The organism is Aquimarina algiphila (genome assembly GCF_947494415.1).
Taxonomy (GTDB): Bacteria; Bacteroidota; Bacteroidia; order Flavobacteriales; family Flavobacteriaceae; genus Aquimarina; species Aquimarina algiphila.
Window position 1 is genome coordinate 214,393 of sequence record NZ_CANLVC010000002.1, and the last position, 16,767, is coordinate 231,159.

Annotated in this window: 16 protein-coding genes; 11 read left to right on the forward strand and 5 right to left on the reverse strand. The window is 31.7% G+C overall.

Features of this window, described 5'->3' with window-relative positions; genetic code table 11:
- Positions 1-128 precede the first annotated feature (128 nt).
- Positions 129-1,196, forward strand: a complete 1,068-nt coding sequence (locus PQF96_RS03495) for a branched-chain amino acid aminotransferase (protein ID WP_109437215.1) — start codon at positions 129-131, stop codon at positions 1,194-1,196.
- A 63-nt stretch (positions 1,197-1,259) separates the two neighbouring features.
- Here PQF96_RS03495 and PQF96_RS03500 read toward each other — a convergent pair whose 3' ends face one another.
- Positions 1,260-1,646 (reverse strand): pyrophosphohydrolase domain-containing protein, encoded by a 387-nt coding sequence (locus PQF96_RS03500; protein ID WP_143915450.1) that lies wholly within the window; start codon positions 1,644-1,646, stop codon positions 1,260-1,262.
- A 431-nt stretch (positions 1,647-2,077) separates the two neighbouring features.
- On the opposite strand from PQF96_RS03500, the gene PQF96_RS03510 reads away from it, so the two are divergent.
- From PQF96_RS03510 to PQF96_RS03520, 3 genes are all read left to right on the forward strand, one after another.
- Complete coding sequence (locus PQF96_RS03510; RefSeq protein ID WP_271765099.1) at positions 2,078-2,740, forward strand: hypothetical protein; 663 nt, start codon at positions 2,078-2,080, stop codon at positions 2,738-2,740.
- A gap of 83 nt (positions 2,741-2,823) precedes the next feature.
- Positions 2,824-4,635 (forward strand): sensor histidine kinase, encoded by a 1,812-nt coding sequence (locus PQF96_RS03515; protein WP_271765100.1) that lies wholly within the window; start codon positions 2,824-2,826, stop codon positions 4,633-4,635.
- Positions 4,632-5,258: a response regulator gene (locus tag PQF96_RS03520; RefSeq protein ID WP_109437220.1), complete on the forward strand. Its 627-nt coding sequence runs from the start codon at positions 4,632-4,634 to the stop codon at positions 5,256-5,258. Before PQF96_RS03515 ends, PQF96_RS03520 begins: the two co-directional genes overlap by 4 nt.
- Before the next feature lie 67 nt (positions 5,259-5,325).
- Here PQF96_RS03520 and PQF96_RS03525 read toward each other — a convergent pair whose 3' ends face one another.
- Positions 5,326-7,377, reverse strand: a complete 2,052-nt coding sequence (locus tag PQF96_RS03525) for a dipeptidyl-peptidase 3 family protein (protein ID WP_109437221.1) — start codon at positions 7,375-7,377, stop codon at positions 5,326-5,328.
- Between the two features lie 93 nt (positions 7,378-7,470).
- On the opposite strand from PQF96_RS03525, the gene PQF96_RS03530 reads away from it, so the two are divergent.
- From PQF96_RS03530 to PQF96_RS03545, 4 genes are all read left to right on the forward strand, one after another.
- Positions 7,471-8,505 carry an SRPBCC family protein gene (locus PQF96_RS03530; RefSeq protein ID WP_271765101.1) on the forward strand — a complete coding sequence of 345 codons (1,035 nt, stop codon included), beginning with the start codon at positions 7,471-7,473 and terminating at the stop codon, positions 8,503-8,505.
- Positions 8,506-8,566: 61 nt separating this feature from the next.
- Entirely contained in the window at positions 8,567-8,932 is a 366-nt protein-coding gene (crcB, locus tag PQF96_RS03535) for a fluoride efflux transporter CrcB (RefSeq protein ID WP_109437223.1), read from the forward strand.
- Positions 8,933-8,947: 15 nt separating this feature from the next.
- On the forward strand, positions 8,948-9,286 hold the full coding sequence (locus tag PQF96_RS03540; RefSeq protein WP_109437224.1) for a P-II family nitrogen regulator: 339 nt from the start codon (positions 8,948-8,950) through the stop codon (positions 9,284-9,286).
- A gap of 303 nt (positions 9,287-9,589) precedes the next feature.
- Positions 9,590-10,726, forward strand: a complete 1,137-nt coding sequence (locus PQF96_RS03545; protein WP_109437262.1) for a porin — start codon at positions 9,590-9,592, stop codon at positions 10,724-10,726.
- 71 nt (positions 10,727-10,797) lie between these two features.
- On the opposite strand, the gene PQF96_RS03550 is transcribed toward PQF96_RS03545, so the two are convergent.
- The gene (locus tag PQF96_RS03550) at positions 10,798-11,412 is read right to left on the reverse strand and encodes a DUF1684 domain-containing protein (protein ID WP_271765102.1); all 615 of its coding nucleotides are present in this window, start codon (positions 11,410-11,412) and stop codon (positions 10,798-10,800) included.
- Positions 11,413-11,548: 136 nt separating this feature from the next.
- On the opposite strand from PQF96_RS03550, the gene PQF96_RS03555 reads away from it, so the two are divergent.
- Together PQF96_RS03555 and PQF96_RS03560 are read left to right on the forward strand one after the other, a co-directional pair.
- Positions 11,549-12,763, forward strand: a complete 1,215-nt coding sequence (locus tag PQF96_RS03555) for an MFS transporter (protein WP_143916285.1) — start codon at positions 11,549-11,551, stop codon at positions 12,761-12,763.
- Between the two features lie 23 nt (positions 12,764-12,786).
- Positions 12,787-13,539 (forward strand): DJ-1/PfpI family protein, encoded by a 753-nt coding sequence (locus PQF96_RS03560; RefSeq protein ID WP_271765103.1) that lies wholly within the window; start codon positions 12,787-12,789, stop codon positions 13,537-13,539.
- A gap of 432 nt (positions 13,540-13,971) precedes the next feature.
- Here PQF96_RS03560 and PQF96_RS03565 read toward each other — a convergent pair whose 3' ends face one another.
- Both PQF96_RS03565 and PQF96_RS03570 read right to left on the reverse strand, forming a co-directional pair.
- Positions 13,972-15,294 (reverse strand): hypothetical protein, encoded by a 1,323-nt coding sequence (locus PQF96_RS03565; RefSeq protein WP_271765104.1) that lies wholly within the window; start codon positions 15,292-15,294, stop codon positions 13,972-13,974.
- Between the two features lie 405 nt (positions 15,295-15,699).
- Entirely contained in the window at positions 15,700-16,164 is a 465-nt protein-coding gene (locus PQF96_RS03570) for an Lrp/AsnC family transcriptional regulator (protein WP_109437229.1), read from the reverse strand.
- 216 nt (positions 16,165-16,380) lie between these two features.
- Here PQF96_RS03570 and PQF96_RS03575 point away from each other — a divergent pair, with 216 nt between their 5' ends.
- A complete protein-coding gene (locus PQF96_RS03575) occupies positions 16,381-16,764 on the forward strand; it encodes a hypothetical protein (RefSeq protein WP_109437230.1) in 384 nt (127 codons plus the stop codon).
- Positions 16,765-16,767 lie beyond the last annotated feature (3 nt).

Below are 16,767 nucleotides of genomic sequence, written 5' to 3' on the forward strand. Positions count from 1 at the left end.
TTTAACAGAAAAGGGTATTTTTGTAAGGAAATTTATAAGGTGTTAGCATCACCATCATTTTCAGACAAAGAGTATAGTTAATAAACTAGGGATAGTTTACTATCCTTATCTTTAAAATTTAAATTAGGATGAAAAACACAATTTCTCAGACTTTAGAAATTAATGAAGTAAGCGAGTCCAAAATTGGACAGGTAGATTTTGAAAACCTTAATTTCGGGAAAATTTTTACAGACCACATGTTTGTCTGTGATTATATTAATGGAGAATGGCAAACACCAAAGATTGTCCCTTATGGGCCTTTGACGATGGAGCCTTCTGCTCGTGTCTTTCACTATGGACAAGCTGTTTTTGAAGGTATGAAAGCTTACAAAGATGATCAGGGAGATACTTTTTTATTCAGACCCGATGAAAATTATAAACGAATTAATAAATCAGCTGAACGTTTAGCAATGCCCGAATTTCCAAAAGAATATTTCTTTGATGGGTTAAATGCTCTATTAAAATTAGATAACAATTGGATTAAGCCAGGTTTTGGCAATTCCTTATATATACGACCGTTTGTCATTGCTACTCAAGCCAGTGTCTCTGCTTCTGAGGCTGATGAATATAAATTTTTAATTATATGCTCACCTGCACAATCCTATTATAGTGGAGATGTAAGCGTTTTGGTTGCCGAGAAATTTAGTCGTTCTGCCAGTGGTGGTTTTGGATACGCTAAAGCTGCCGGTAATTATGCCGGACAATTTTACCCAACAAACCTTGCAAAGCAACAAGGATATCAGCAAGTGATCTGGACAGATTCTAATACACATGAGTATATGGAAGAGGCTGGAACCATGAATGTGTTTTTTAGAGTTAATGACACCTTACTAACAGCTCCTATAAGTGATCGTATTTTGGATGGAGTAACTCGTAAAAGTTTAATTGCTATAGCTGAAAAGGAAGGAATTAAAGTGGATGTAAGGCCTGTAAAAGTGAGTGAAATTGTTGAAGCCGCTAAAAACGGAAGTCTTAAAGAAATTTTTGGAGCAGGTACTGCTGCTGTTGTAAGTCCTGTAAAAGCCTTTGGATATCAGGGAGAACATTATGAAATCCAAAAACAGGAAAATTCTTATGCAGACTATTTCAAAAAAGCGCTTATGGATATACAATATAATATCTCTGAAGATACTTTTGGATGGAGATATAAGGTATAGATAATCAAAATATTTTGTCATAAAAAAACTCCGAAAAGAATATTCTTTTTGGAGTTTTTTTATTTATCGGTCTAAAATTTCCTTAATATTCGGTTTAAAATAATTTGGGCCTTTTAGTACTTTACCATCCTCTCTATAAATTGGCTGTCCATTTTCTCCCAACTTACTCATATTACTGCGCTGAATCTCATTAAACACCTCTTCTATTTTGTGTTGCATACCATGCTCTATAATAGTACCACACAAAATATACAACATATCGCCTAACGCATCGGCTACCTCTACCAAGTCATTATCCTGAGCTGCTTCAAAATACTCTTCATTCTCTTCTTTCATAAGGTTAAATCGCAATGTGTTTTTTGCTTCTCCCAAATCTGCAATAGGTTCATTTTTATACCCCAATTTAAACGCAGTATGAAACTCTTGTACTGCACTAATTTTATCTTTCATATGTTGATTTTTATTTGATCTCAGTTATTATCTTTGCCGTAAAAATAGCAAATTATGTTTAGTACAGGCCAATTGATATTTGCAGGATGCTTTGTTATAGCTTTCATTCTATTAATGATCTTCAGCTATCGAAAAGATATCAAGCTACATCGCAAATATTACAAAGGCAGTATCTTCATTTTGATTGGTTTTATTATCTTTATTTTGTTGTTATTTATGTTAAAAACGTATTTACAACCTGAGTAAACCATATACACCCCAAGTATTCTGTCAAAATAAAAACTCTTTTGATCAGTATCGTTTTTGATATCTGACCTGAATTTCTTTTGGTTTTTTTGAACCCCTAGGATAAAATACCTTGTATTGGGTATATGTTGATACGCTCTTTTTTAAGAGTTTTGGAGTGTAACTAAATAACTAAACTAAAAATCATGAAACAAAAATTACCAAAATTAACCAAGGTTATTTCTTTAACAATCAAAGCATTTATACTTTTTCTTCTTACGATGTCATGTGCTAATTCTAATAAAAATTATGATTCGAAAATAGAAGATTCAAAGAAAAAAAAGGAGTTAGCAAAACCTACACCTTTTATAGACGATGAAGATTATACTTTGACTTTTGATTTTTCTAAAAAAGAAAAATTCCAACCTGTTCATTTAGATTTAGTTAATGATTTTGGAATATTAGCTAAAATAAAACTAGAAAACGACTCTATATTAAAAAAAATAGACATAAGACTTCGGGAAGTGAAAAATATGAAAAAATATAGTTTAGGTAAGGCCGAATATCTCCCATCATCTATAATCGATTCTTCAACACAAAAAAAGGTGCATCATTTAACCATAAAACTTGTTCCAAATATAGGCAACCGAGAAAAACAAGTAATAGCTAAGCTTCCTAATACTAATATCGTATTTAGAAATAATGAAATAATTGATATTCATATCGATGCCGAAGATCTTGGCTTTCACAAAACAGAATTAATATTTGAAAATGATATTCTAACTCAAACAAAAAAGCATATCTTAAGAGATACTACACATTTTGGTGATCAACAGTGTATAAGTCAAATAATAGGCACTTTAAATTAAAATGACAATTGAAACATAAAAACGTATTAATATTACTTTTCATTATCCAAACCTTCATTGGCTTTTCTCAAAACAAAATAGTATTGAGAAAAGCCTTAGAAGATTTAAAGAGGTATGATATTAAAAATGCAGAAAACAAACTAAATACTATTAGTTCCTCTCCTGAAAAAGAGCTTTTAGAATGGAATATCAAAGTTTTAAAATTTGGTAATAATGATACTACTATTAGCAATAAAGCTAGCTTCAATTCTACTTTTGAGGAAGTTCTTACAACTATTAAAAATGCAGATATATATATCAACCGTAAGGTTCCTAATGATTCTTTAAGTTTCAGTTATTATCAAAAAGCATTTTTAGATTCAAAATCTATTAATGATTCTTTATTGATCCAGTTTTCAATGAGTAAATTGATAAGTCATATGTATTTCAGATATACCCAAACACTAAAAACAATCCCTTCATATGTTGAGGAATATCGTTTATATGCAAATAATAAAAGTGATTTAGCAACAGTTCTCTTTTATGATCTTAGTGTAGATGCTGCAATTAAAAGGAAACCTCAAATTTCAGGACTTAAAAAAGCTGTAAAAATAGCACAAGAAAGTGGAAACAAATTTATTGAAGGAAAACTGCATCAAATGATTGGAATTCAGTACAATTATTTTTTAAAAGAAAGAGATAGTGCCTTTCACAACTATTCAAAAGCAGCAAAAATATTCCAGCCATTGCCATATGCTTTTGCTCAATATGAGATGTTTAATCTCAATAGCAATTTTGCATTAATAAAAAAAGAGGAGAAAAAATATAAAGAAGCTATAGCATTTTTAAATTTAGCAAAAAGTAACAAACTACCTAACAATAGCTATCTAAGAAAGAAAAAATTATATACCAGCCTTTCGAAGATATATAGGCAAATGAAACAGTATGATAGCGCTTTCTATTATAATGACTTAGAAAAATCTCAAACCGATTCTCTAAATGGTTACAAAAATGCTCTGACTATACGTGAAATCAATACCAAATACCAAACAGTAGAAAAAGAAAAAAGAATAGTACAACTTCTTAATACCAACCTTAAAACTGAAGCTAGCCGAATACGAAACCGAAACTTTTTAATAGGTTCTATTTCTATTCTTATCGTAGGATTTATAATCGCATTGCTTATTTACAAAAACACCAGACGTAAACAACGTATAGCCGAACAGGAAAGACAAATTGAAATTCAAAAAACAGAAAAACTGCTCAAAGATCAAGAGCTTACCGATATTGACGCCATGATTTCTGGCCAGGAAAAAGAACGACAACGTTTAGCCAATGAGCTACATGATAATCTAGGAAGTACATTGGCCACCGTCAAACTTCATTTCCAGCACTTGACCAAAAATAGAAATAACTCAAAAATAGAAAACCTTGAAGAACTCTACGCTAAGACAGATCATTTGCTAGAAGAAGCATATCAAAAAGTAAGAACCATAGCTCATGAAAAAAATAGTGGTGTAATGGCCAATCAGGGATTATTACCTGCGATTAAAAAATTTGCAAAAAAAGCCTCTAATGGTGATGCGTTGCAAATCGTAGTACAAGATTATGGGTTGGAAGAACGATTGGATAATGCCTTAGAGATTTCAATCTTTAGAATGATACAAGAATTAATTACAAATATTATTAAACATGCCAACGCAACAGAAGTACATATTTCTTTAACCAATCATGATTCCCTGTTAAACATCATCATTGAGGATAATGGAAAAGGATTTGACACAAAAGTGATTTCTCAAAAAGACGGTATGGGATTAAGAACTATAGAAAAACGCATAGAACATCTCGAAGGAACCTTCGAAATTGATTCGACCATAGGAAAAGGAACTAATATCATCATAAATATACCGATATGATCACTATTGCAATAGCTGAAGATCACCAATCTCTTATCGACGGGGTAGAACTTCTTTTAAGATATGAAGAAGAAATATCTATTGTAGGAATGGCCAACGATGGAGAAGAATTGCTGGACATTGTTCGTAAAAAGCAACCCAAGATAGTGTTAACCGATATTAGAATGCCTAAAATTGATGGGATTGCTGCAACCAAAATCATAAAAAAAGAATTTCCGCATACCAAAATTATTGCTTTTTCTATGTTTGATCAGGAAGATGCGATTAAGCAAATGGTTGATGCCGGCGCATCTGGATATTTATTAAAAAACTCACCGCTGGAAGAAGTGTTGAGTGCTATACATCAAGTAGTACAAGGAGAAACCTATTTTGATGCCGCTATCGATATATCTCTTTTCTCTGAAGATGGTAAACAGTCTGCCAAAAAGCAATTACTTTCTAAAAGTGAAAGAGAAATTTTAAAACTCATCGGACAAGGAAAAACCTCATCGGAAATTGCAGCGATACGTTTTAATTCAGTGTCTACCGTCGAAACTCATCGTAAAAACATTATTCGCAAACTCGGACTTCATGGCAAAGGAGAATTATTACGTTATGCAATCGAGAAAAAGTATAATTTTTAAGTTATTATAACAAAAAAATCTCCTTTACTTTAGGTAAAGGAGATTTTTTTATGTTGAATATTATTTACTAGTTCACTTCTGGCAAAAAGTTATAATGCTTACTATACATCAACATTTGAGATACAAAATCTTCTGGTTGAGTAACATTAATTTTTGTGATTTCTCCATTTTCATCCATTTCAGGAACTAAAACAGGGTTTACAAAACCACTATAAGGAGCAGAAGTAAATTGTTCATTACGTTTTAATACCTCTGCATGAATTGCCTGATCAACTTTTACACCATAGCCTTCTACCAACTCTTCGGCAGCTTTATAATCTCCTTCTGATTTTATACGCTGAGTTTCGCGTAATAAACGTCCAAAGATTTCACGTAACTTTTTATAATCATTAATATTATAATATGTTTTACCGTCTCTTGTTACTTTTTCGATTACATTATCCTTCTTTCCTTGTTCAAAAGACCATGCACTCACCCACTGTCGATTTCTCATATGTGCTTCTTCAACATCATCTCCAAGATTTAAACGTATAAGCTGTCCCAATAAACCATTTCTAATATAACCATCATAAGCAGCTTTTCCAGTTTTCTCCCAATCTTCTACTAATCCTAGTTCCTGTAATTTAGGATCCATTAAATAATATAAGCCTACTAAATCCGCACGACCTTCTTCCATTGTAGAGGCATAGTTCTTCAATGTTTCTTTAGTTTCACCTACTCCAGGGTTTAATTGTCCTGACGCATGTCCTACAACTTCATGCAAAGCAGTATGTAGTTTATCTCCTAACTGTCCATATTGTTCTTCTAGTTCAAACTCTTCATCATCATGTACAAATTCTTTTAAACGCCCAGAACCTCCAGCATTATTATATGCTCCTATAATATTTCCTAAGGATACTGACTTAGAACCTACTGCTGCTCTAATCCAATTTGCGTTAGGTAAATTAACTCCGATTGGTGTACTTGGAGAGGCATCTCCCGCTTCTCCTGCAACAGCAACTACTTTATAAGAAACTCCAACTACACTATCTTTTTTATGTTCATCCATTAAAGGAGAATTATCTTCAAACCATTGTGCATTTTCTGATAATACAGACATTTTTTTAGACATATCAAAATCTTTTATCTGTACAATAGTCTCATATGATCCTCTATATCCAAGTGGGTCATTATACACCTCAATAAAACTGTTGATATAGTCAATATTACCTTCTGTAGCTGCTGTCCATGCTACATTATAATCATCCCAAGTTTGTAAATCCCCGGTTTTATAGTATTCGATTAACAAACCTAATGCATCTCCCTGTGCTTTATTTTCTGCAACACCTTGCGCTTTTTCTAACCACTTAATGATTTCATCAATTGCAGCTCCATATAATCCTCCAGATTTATAAACTCTCTCTTTTAACGTTCCATTTTCTTTTACCAATTGAGAATTTAATCCAAATGACAATGGTTTATTTTTATCAGGAGATTTCATTTTTCCATAAAATGAGGTTACATCATCATTCGTTACCCCAGGGCCATAAAAATTAACCGCTGATAATGCTACATTATCAATTCCTTTTGCTTGATTCACTTTTTTAGCATCTTCATCATTAAAAATTGCTTCATAGACCTCTTTAGAAATCTCTGTACTTGTCGCAGCAAGTAAAGAACTTAAATAATCCTGACTAAACTCTGGTTTGATTTTATCATTACTATAATGATGGTGTATCCCATTAGAAAACCAAACTCTTTTTAAGTATGTTTCAAAAGCCTTCCAGTCTTTAGAAGTTTTATTTCCATCATACGAGGTATAAATTTTCTCTAGTGCTTTTCGAATGGTAAGATTATGACGATAATTCTGATCCCACATAATATCTCTACCGCTCAATCCAGCTTGTGTAAGATAAAAAACCAGCTTTTGCTCTTTTAAAGTAAGATTATCCCAACCAGGAATCTGATACCTTAAAATTTTAAGGTCAGCAAATTGCTCAACCATATAATCAAACTTTTCCTCTACAACCTCTTGTACATCCTCTTGCTGATCACTCTGATCTGTCACTTTAGGATCTTTTTTACATGCGATTAGCAGACTCGCAACAGTAATAAAAAATAATATTCTATTGAGTTTCATTTGTTTTATTTTATTGTTTTTGACAAATGTAACAAAATAAAAGGATGTTAAATTTGTTTATATTAGCTGATCAAACAATCAAAACTAACTAACATGAAAATAATAAAGTATTTATTTTTTCTGCTATTACTAGTAGTCATTGGTGGCGCGGTTTATGTCGCTACAATTAATGGCGAATACCAAGCAGAAGAAAGCAGAATAATAGAAGCTCCCGATGAATTATTATTTAGTACTATTAATGAATATAAAACTTGGGAGAAGTGGGGTCCATGGATGGATGAATCTGATGATCTGGTTATGGAATATCCTGAAAAAACAAGTGGTGAAGGAGGATCTTATACCTGGAGAAGCGAGACACAAGGTGATGGTAAAATTGAAACCAAAAAAGTGTTACCCTTCACCAGTATAGATCAAAAAATCATATTTATTACTCCAATGGGAGAAAGTAAAAGTGATGTATACTGGAAGTTTGAAAAAATTGAAGGCAAAAAAACAAAAGTCACTTGGGGAATGAAAGGTAAGCAGTCTTTTATGGAAAAAGCATTTTGGGCTACTCAAGATAGTAGTTTATCGCAAACAATAAAACCAATGTATGCAAGAGGACTAGAAAAGCTCGATGCTTATGTAAATGATGAGATGAAAAAATATGCGATTCATGTTGACGGCGTTACAGAACATGAAGGAGGATTTTATATGTATAGTGCAACTACATCTTCAATTGCCGTAATTTCAGAAAAAATGGCAGAAATGATACCTGCTGTTAGCACATACATGAGACAAAATAATCTTCCACAAACCGGAATGCCGTTGACGATATACAATGAGTATAATGTAGAGCAAGGTACTGCCATTTTCTCAACAGCTATTCCAACACGAGACAAAGTAGTAACTCCAGAAGAAGGTGCAATACAATGTGACTTCCTGCCTAAACAAAAAGTTGTAAAAACTACACTTAAAGGAAACTACACAAATCTTAAAGAAGCATGGGAAGCTGGCTATAAGTATATCGCCGAAAATGGTCTTGAACCTAATACAGAATCTCCGGCTTTTGAAGTGTATCGAGAAGAACCAACATTGCAGCCTAATCCTGCAGAATGGGTTACAGAAATTTATATTCCCATAAAATAAAAACTTTATATAAACTGCATTTTACCAAATGATGTAAAATGCAGTTTTAATTTTACCAGTAATGAAGCAAATACTATTAGTATTTATCGGGGGAGGCACAGGAAGTATAGCTCGTTATCTAATTAGTAAATATCTAAATAGTACAGCAACCGGAATTCCTTATGGAACCTTTACAGCTAATATATTAGGTAGTCTATTAATTGGAATTATTTTAGGACTAGCTCTTAAAAACAATGCCATATCCCAAAATGCAGTTGCATTATTAGCAACAGGTTTCTGTGGAGGCTTTACTACTTTTTCTACATTTGCATATGAAAACCATATGTTACTAAAATCTGGAGATTTCATTACTTTCTTTGCATATACAATTGGTTCTTTTGTTATTGGATTCCTTTTTGTATTTTTAGGAATGTTCCTTGTAAAATAAACCGATATTGTAATCATGAAAAAAATCGAAGCTATTATCCGCAAATCAAGATTCAAAGCTGTTAAGGATGCGCTACATGAGATTGAAGTAAATTTCTTTACATATTGGGATGTTACTGGAGTCGGTAACGAAAAAAAAGGACAAACCTACAGGGGAATTTCTTACAGTACTTCTGATATCCAACGTAGATACCTTTCTATTGTTGTCTCTGATGAATTTGAAGAAAAAACGATTCAGACCATTATTGAAGCCTCAAAAACAGGCGAAGTCGGTGATGGTAAAATTTTTGTATCAGACATACAAAATGTATATCGAATCAGAACCGAAGAAAAAGGTGAACAAGCTCTAAGCTGATTTTTTCTAATTATTCATAATTTTATCTCCTTCATCTTAGTTTTTACAATTTTTAGCATCTAAAATGTTATAATTAGATTTACTTATCTCTTTATTTTCCTTAAAAACTCTTAAAAATCCAAAAAAGAGACTTTTAAATTCTTAAAAATTACACAAATAAACATTAAACCTTAATTTTTTTAGGGTAAAAAATAAAAAAAGCATAAAAATACAAGCATACCCCCTATTTTTTATTGGGGTAAAATTCTTTTGACATAGTTTTACAGTTCCAATTAAAAACAATTACAATAATTAATGTTTATTATGAAAACAAAAACTGTAACAAATTTTTTAAGAAAAGTAGGTCTTGTTGCTTTGGCTCTTGTGAGCTTCACCACAATTGCACAAGAAGAGGAAGAAAAAAAATGGTTTGATAATTTCTCTGTGAATGGATCTGTAGACGGATATTTTAGATATAATATCGGAGCTCCTAATGAGTCAGATGATTTTGACGGCGATGCTAGTACTGACGATTCATTTATTGCTCCTGGAACTTCTTTTGCAAATCAATCTGGTTTTGCGTTAGGTATGGCTAACCTGATTTTAGGATATGAAGGTGAAAAAGTTGGTTTTGTAGCTGATCTTGTATTTGGACAAAGAGGAGAAGATGCTGTATTTAATTCTGATGGTTCGGCGCAAATTGTCAATCAATTATATGCATATTGGAATGTTTCTGATAAAGTTAAACTTACTGTTGGTAACTTTAATACTTTTCTAGGGTATGAAGTAATTTCTCCAACAGGAAACTTTAACTACTCTACTTCTTACATGTTCTCATATGGTCCTTTTTCTCATACCGGTTTAAAAGCAGATTTTGCACTTAGTGAAAAGTGGTCTGCAATGCTTGCTGTTATGAATCCTACTGATTATACAGAAAACAATCCTTTTGACACATACATTGTTGGTGCACAATTAGGATACTCTACTGATAGTGGAAGTGCATTTCTTAACTTTAGATATGGTAATGAAGGAGATACAGATGAAGTAGATCCTACTTTTCAGGTAGATCTTACTACAGGATGGGATGTATCTGAAGATTTTTATCTTGGTATAAATACTACATACCTATCTACCGAACCACAAGGAGATGGAGATGCTTCAGGTTTCTATGGAGTAGCACTTTACCCACAATACAAAACTTCAGAAAAATTTACTATCGGACTAAGAGGAGAATATTTCTCTGTATATAATGGGGGATTAACAGGTGTTATTGGATTAGACTCAGAAAATGATGGTGATGTTATTGCAGCAACATTAACAGGAAGTTATGCTATTGGTGATTTAACACTTAAACCAGAATTAAGATTAGATTCTGCTTCAGAAGATTCATTTTTGGATAATGATCGTGAAGCTACAAAAAGTCTTTCTTCTTTTGTGTTAGGCGCAATCTATAAGTTTTAATATATATTTTTAGTCAATATATTATTTGTTTAAAGCAAAAAGCGTTCTGAAGATTCAGGACGCTTTTTATTTTATTCATTTTCAGGATATTTCTTATATTTTTTAACCCCGGCAAATATCTTCACATCCAGATGATTTTCTTCGGGAGGGATTGGACAAGAATATCGATCATTATATGCGCAATACGGATTATAAGCGGTATTAAAATCAATTAGAATTGATTCTCCTTCGGGTATTTTGAGATCTATAAAACGTCCTCCACTATAACTTGATTCCTCATTTGACAAATCAGTAAAAGGAAGAAACAAATAGTCTTCATATTCGGGTTGAGTTTTTAATCCCTGATTTTGATATATACACAATACATATTCTTTTTCTTGGAGTATAAATCTTGCTTCTCCATATTTTACGTACAAAGGTTCTGCCCCTGTAGTAGTTTTCATTATAAAAGGAGTCTCATAAGGAGTACGCTCAAATTTTGCTTTAATACAAAGCGAGGTATCTATTTTAAAAAATTCTAGTTTCTTAAAACGTTTAAAATCTTTTGTAGTTAATGGTGAAATTTCTTCAGAAGAAAACTCTCTATTGATCTTTTCCTGAAAAGACAATATTCTTTTAATTGCCGTAGAATCCTGAGCAATAGTATTTCCTGTGAAAAATATAAGTAGCAATAATAACCTAAACACTTCCCTTTTGTTTTTTTGCAAAAGTACAATTTACAATTAGTTAACTAATTAATTTTAATAAAATTGTACCCAAATAATAGATAAAAAGCTACTTTTACTCCTTAAATTCAAGGGAACAACACAAATCATCAATTCATTGCGCAAGATTTTACTTCAATATATTGATTCTTTTTCTGGACTATCAAAAGAAGTATGGTGGTTAGCATTAATTACATTAATCAATCGGGCTGGAGCAATGGTAATTCCATTTTTATCCCTCTATCTCACCGATGATTTAGATTTTTCATTAGAACAAGTAGGTTGGATCATGACTAGTTATGGCTTAGGTTCATTTACAGGAGCTTGGCTTGGAGGTAAACTAAGTGATCAGATTGGGTATTATAAAGTCATCCTCACCTCTCTTATGTTAACCGGAGTTTCATTTCTTGCTATTCAGTATTTTTCTAGTTTCTGGAGTATTTGTATTGGTTTCTTTATTCTTATTGCCATCGCTGATATGGCTAGACCTGCTTTTTTTGTTGCATTAAGCGCTTATAGTAAACCCGAAAATAAAACACGATCATTAACTTTTATACGGCTAGCTATTAATCTTGGATTCTCAGCAGGACCAGCACTTGGCGGTCTTATCATTACATCTATTGGATATAACGGTCTATTTTGGGTAGACGGAATCACTTGTATTATAGCAGGTTTTGTAATGATACAAACGCTTAACCCTAAAAAAGCCAAAGAGCAAGACAAAGAAATTGTTGTTAAAAACCCTATAAAACCTTATAAGGATGGCATCTATATCATATTCTTAATTGCACTTGCTTTATTTGGTTTTATATTTGTTCAATATTTCTCTACGTTACCTTTATATTATAAAGAAATACATAAATTATCTGAAGAAAAAATTGGTCTTTTACTCGCCTTAAATGGTGCACTTATATTCTTTTTTGAAATGCCTCTAATTGCGTATTTAGAAAAATCTAGATTTTCAAAAATAGGGAATGTAATCAATGGTTTTATCTATACCGGAATAAGCTTCGCTCTTTTATTAGTTACACCTTGGGCAGGAATTCTGGTTGTGGGAATGATTATAGCTACATTGGGTGAAATGGTTGCTTTTCCATTTGGAAACGCTTTTGCATTGGATCGAGCAAAAAAAGGAAGACAAGGTGCATATATGGGCTTATATAGTATGTCATTTTCTGCTGCTCATATTTTTGGGCATAATTCTGGAATGCAATTTATAAATCAATATGGATATAACAATACCTGGATTTTTATGACTTGTATTGCTGTTTTAGGAACATTTTTACTTTACATTGTAAAACAAAAAATTACTAAGGAAAAAAGTACTGATTAAACTTCTATTTAAAATCTAGATTCATGAAAAATTTCATTTTGGTTCTCCTTACCCTATTTCTTTTTGGATGTACTCAGGTACAACAAGAAAAAAAACAAACCATCAAGGAAGAAAAAATAATCGAAAAGAAGACGTTTCCAAAATTAGAACCCAATCGATATAACGTTGCTTTTTTGATTATGGACGGAACGTACAATACAGAATTCACCGCTCCTTATGATATTTTTCAACATACACAGTATCGAAAGAATATTAAACAAATGAATGTTTTTACTGTAGCAAATACTGATTTGCCAATAACTACCTTTGAAGGAGTAAAAATTATTCCTGATTATAATTATCTTAAAGATTCTTTACCTCATATTGATATTTTGGTAGTTCCCAGTGCAGAGCATCACCTCGATACCGACTTAGATGATCATGCCATGATTGAATTTATAAAACAAGTGGACAGTAAAGCTACATTTATGACTTCACATTGCGATGGAGCTTTTGTTTTGGCAAAAGCAGGAGTCTTAGACACTATAGTTTCTACAACATTTCCTAGTGATATTGATAAAATGCGTGCCATGTTTCCAAAATTGGATATCAGAAAAGAAGTATTATTTGTTCATGATGGAAAATACATAACCTCTGCAGGAGGTGCCAAAAGCTTCGAAGCTGCTCTCTACTTATGTGAATTCTTATACGGCCCTGAGATAGCACAATCATTAGCAGGAGGTTTAGTCATTGATTGGAAACTTGAAGATGTACCTCATCTGGTAATAAATAAGTAAAGATTTAGAAATAATTTGATTTATCTTGACTCCAAGAATAGAAGTCATTTCTATTCATACAAATCATAGAGAACATATATAATTCATACTTTCTTACCAGTATTTTTACATTTAAATAAAGGAGTAAGGTGGGTAAAAAAAATGAAAGCGTTCAATGAACGCTTTCAGTCTTTAGGGCAAATTACGTACTCTCTTTAGTTTCAAGATTTGGGGTCTTTAGACTAATGTCCTCACACCTAATTCGACCCTGATGTATTCCAAACTAATATTTTAATTTATATCGTCATACAAGTTAAAATGTTAGTTTTTGGCCATACATCAAAGTTTTTTATTGATGATGTAAATATAGTGTAAAAAAATTGTTAATTCAAAAAAAATCACGACAAAAAACACAATAAATCGATGAAATACACAAAATTTTATGATTTCAGCTTAATTTGAAAACAAATATTTAGAAGTACCGAGGTATTTTTTTATGAGTTCGTTGTATTCTTTAGAGAGTTTCAAAGCCAGAGTACCTTCGATAACATAAAGCGCATCTACATCTTTATATCCATTTTGTAACATTTTTTCTAAATAGAATAAAGCAGTTTCATAATCTTGATCTTGGGCACTTAGAGAAATGATTTTTTTATACGATTCAAAATCTTGTTCATCTACAATTGTACTCAGTATATTAAGAAATAGTCTTTTTACCAGATATTTGTTATTATCTTTTAATAATTCTGCTTTATAAGCATCCACCAGATATTTTAAATACCCCTTTGCCCTAAGCCCTGTATCATGGGCATATTTTTCTTTATTCTGAACCAATGTATCGACTAATGACATTTGATATTTCCACCAACCTAGATTTTCAAAATCTTCTATTTCAACATCTTCTTCAAGAGCAAACATATATTTTTCTCTAATTAGCCTTTCTTTATAATTATATTTAGACTCTAATCGTTTTTCACGTTTATATTCTTTGCGCTTTTTAATTTCCTTTTGTTCTTCTTTCAAATAACTTGTATTAAAAAACATACCGTATTTAATTCGGATTCTCTTGAGTTCTTCATTTGCGAATAAAAACTCTCCTTTGCCTATATAGGAATCAACCTCTGCTAAATCTTTTTTGAACAAACGCTGAACCCTGATAGAATCCTTTGGTATTCTACCTTTGAGCATCGCTTGAAGCGTAAAAGTAGAAAGTGCTTTATTTATAATCCTTTGATTAGGTAATTTGGATGTATCATTGTAGACAAAAACATCTGCTGGAATTGCTTTACTTTTAAGATATGCTTTATTATTAAAAAAGTCTCTATATCTATAATTAGAAGTATTCACGACACCCAAATAAGAAAAACTCTTTTTAATTCTTACACTCGAATTATAATAATAACTATCTCCTATAGCAATAACCCCCGAAATTTTATCAGAATATAATGCTGGTAATAAGCTTACAAGTTTAGCATCATCTCCAAAAGCAGTAACATAGACTCTTCCCTTTTGAATTGAAAAAAGAGAATGAACATAGTCCATAAAAGTTAGCATATATTCAACTTTTTCTTTTGGTTTCTGATGTTCTAAAACATCTGCAATAACCACAATATAACCATATTCTTCTGCAGCTGCTTTATATAATCTTGTGACCCCTCCTGTTTTTCCAGAAGAATCAAAACCAAGTAATAAAGGCCAACTTTTGCTTGTATCGAAAGTTTTTGGGAGATAAACACTAAACATACCTTTTGTAGAAGGTACGGATAAAGAATCCATTACTATTCCTTTTTTAAGTGTAAGCTTGTTTTGTCCATACCCCAGTGAAGAAAGACATAGTATACTAAGAATAAGATATTGTTTCAAGAAAGAAAACGGCACGATATAATTAAATTTTATAGCAAAATAGTGCAAAAAGATGCCTTTATGCACATTTTAGTAGTAATTTATAAAATTTTGTAATGTATCAACTTAAGAATTCAGATTTTTTCAATAAAATACCCATATCTTTTCCTTATAACAAGTGCCTAAACAACATTACTTTCAAAGAAAAAAACGCCTGAATTCCTTCAGACGTTTTTTATCTTTCCCTTGTACTCTCTTTAGTTTCCCTAACTAATGTCCTCACACAAGATAAAGATGGTTCATCGTACAAATATATACACAAATCTCATGCCAAAAAATTTAAATTTCTAATTCATTTAAGCCTGAAGAATTAGTAATAGGATTACTCTCTATGAGATTAGAAAGTACAATATGAGTTTTAACTTCTCCATAGGTAATAAGACTATCAATAAATTCTTGTAAATGCATTTGATCACGTAAAACCACCTCCATGATTATATTTTCATTACCAGTGATTCTATAACAATTCATTACTTCTTTATATGTTGCCACTTTAATTAAAAAAGGTTGTAATCTTCCCATAAAAGCACGTAGTGTAATAATAGCTTTTAACTGGTATCCTGTTTTTGTGTATGAAACTTCAGCTCTATACCCTTTTAAAATACCATAATCTTCCATTTTTTTGATTCTTTCAGCCACAGCTGGAGAACTTAAACCAACTTTTCTTCCTATTTCTGCATTAGACAACCTTGCATTTTTCTGTAAGCATTGTAAAATACCCCAATTGGTAGCATCTATTTTCATACTCTATTTTTAATATTTCTTGCTTGAACTCCCTTTATACATTTGCAATCAAAATGATTACTATACCTTGTAATAATTACACACTCCATTACTTTATTTTTTATTTTAAACCAAAAATACTATTTATAATTAATAGTTAAGGTAAATAACCCTTTACTCTTTAATTTCAAAAGAAAAAGTATTAGAAATTACTTTATTTTTGGAGAACGAAATATTATGAGACGAAAACCGAGAAATAAGAGATTGTATAAAAAGGCTTTAGAAATATTTACGCTTTCGCGAAGTATTTCAAGCTATCTTGTTCATGACTTAGCTCACCTTCAAAGTAATGGAAGTGAAGATCCTCATATTTATTTTACAGGCGATATTATTCGACAATCGGATGCTTTGGCCCCTAAAATTATAACTGCAGAAAATCAAACCTTTCAGGATGATCGTATTCGTCATGCTAATTCTTTAATACACATTACTAATAGACTTTACAAAAATTGTGAACGCCTGGAGCAATCAGAAAGTAATGGTAAAGAATTTTTAGTTTTATTACGTAAGGAACTAAGAAAATTTAAACGTCTTCAACATCATTGGTTAATGACCTTATAGGTT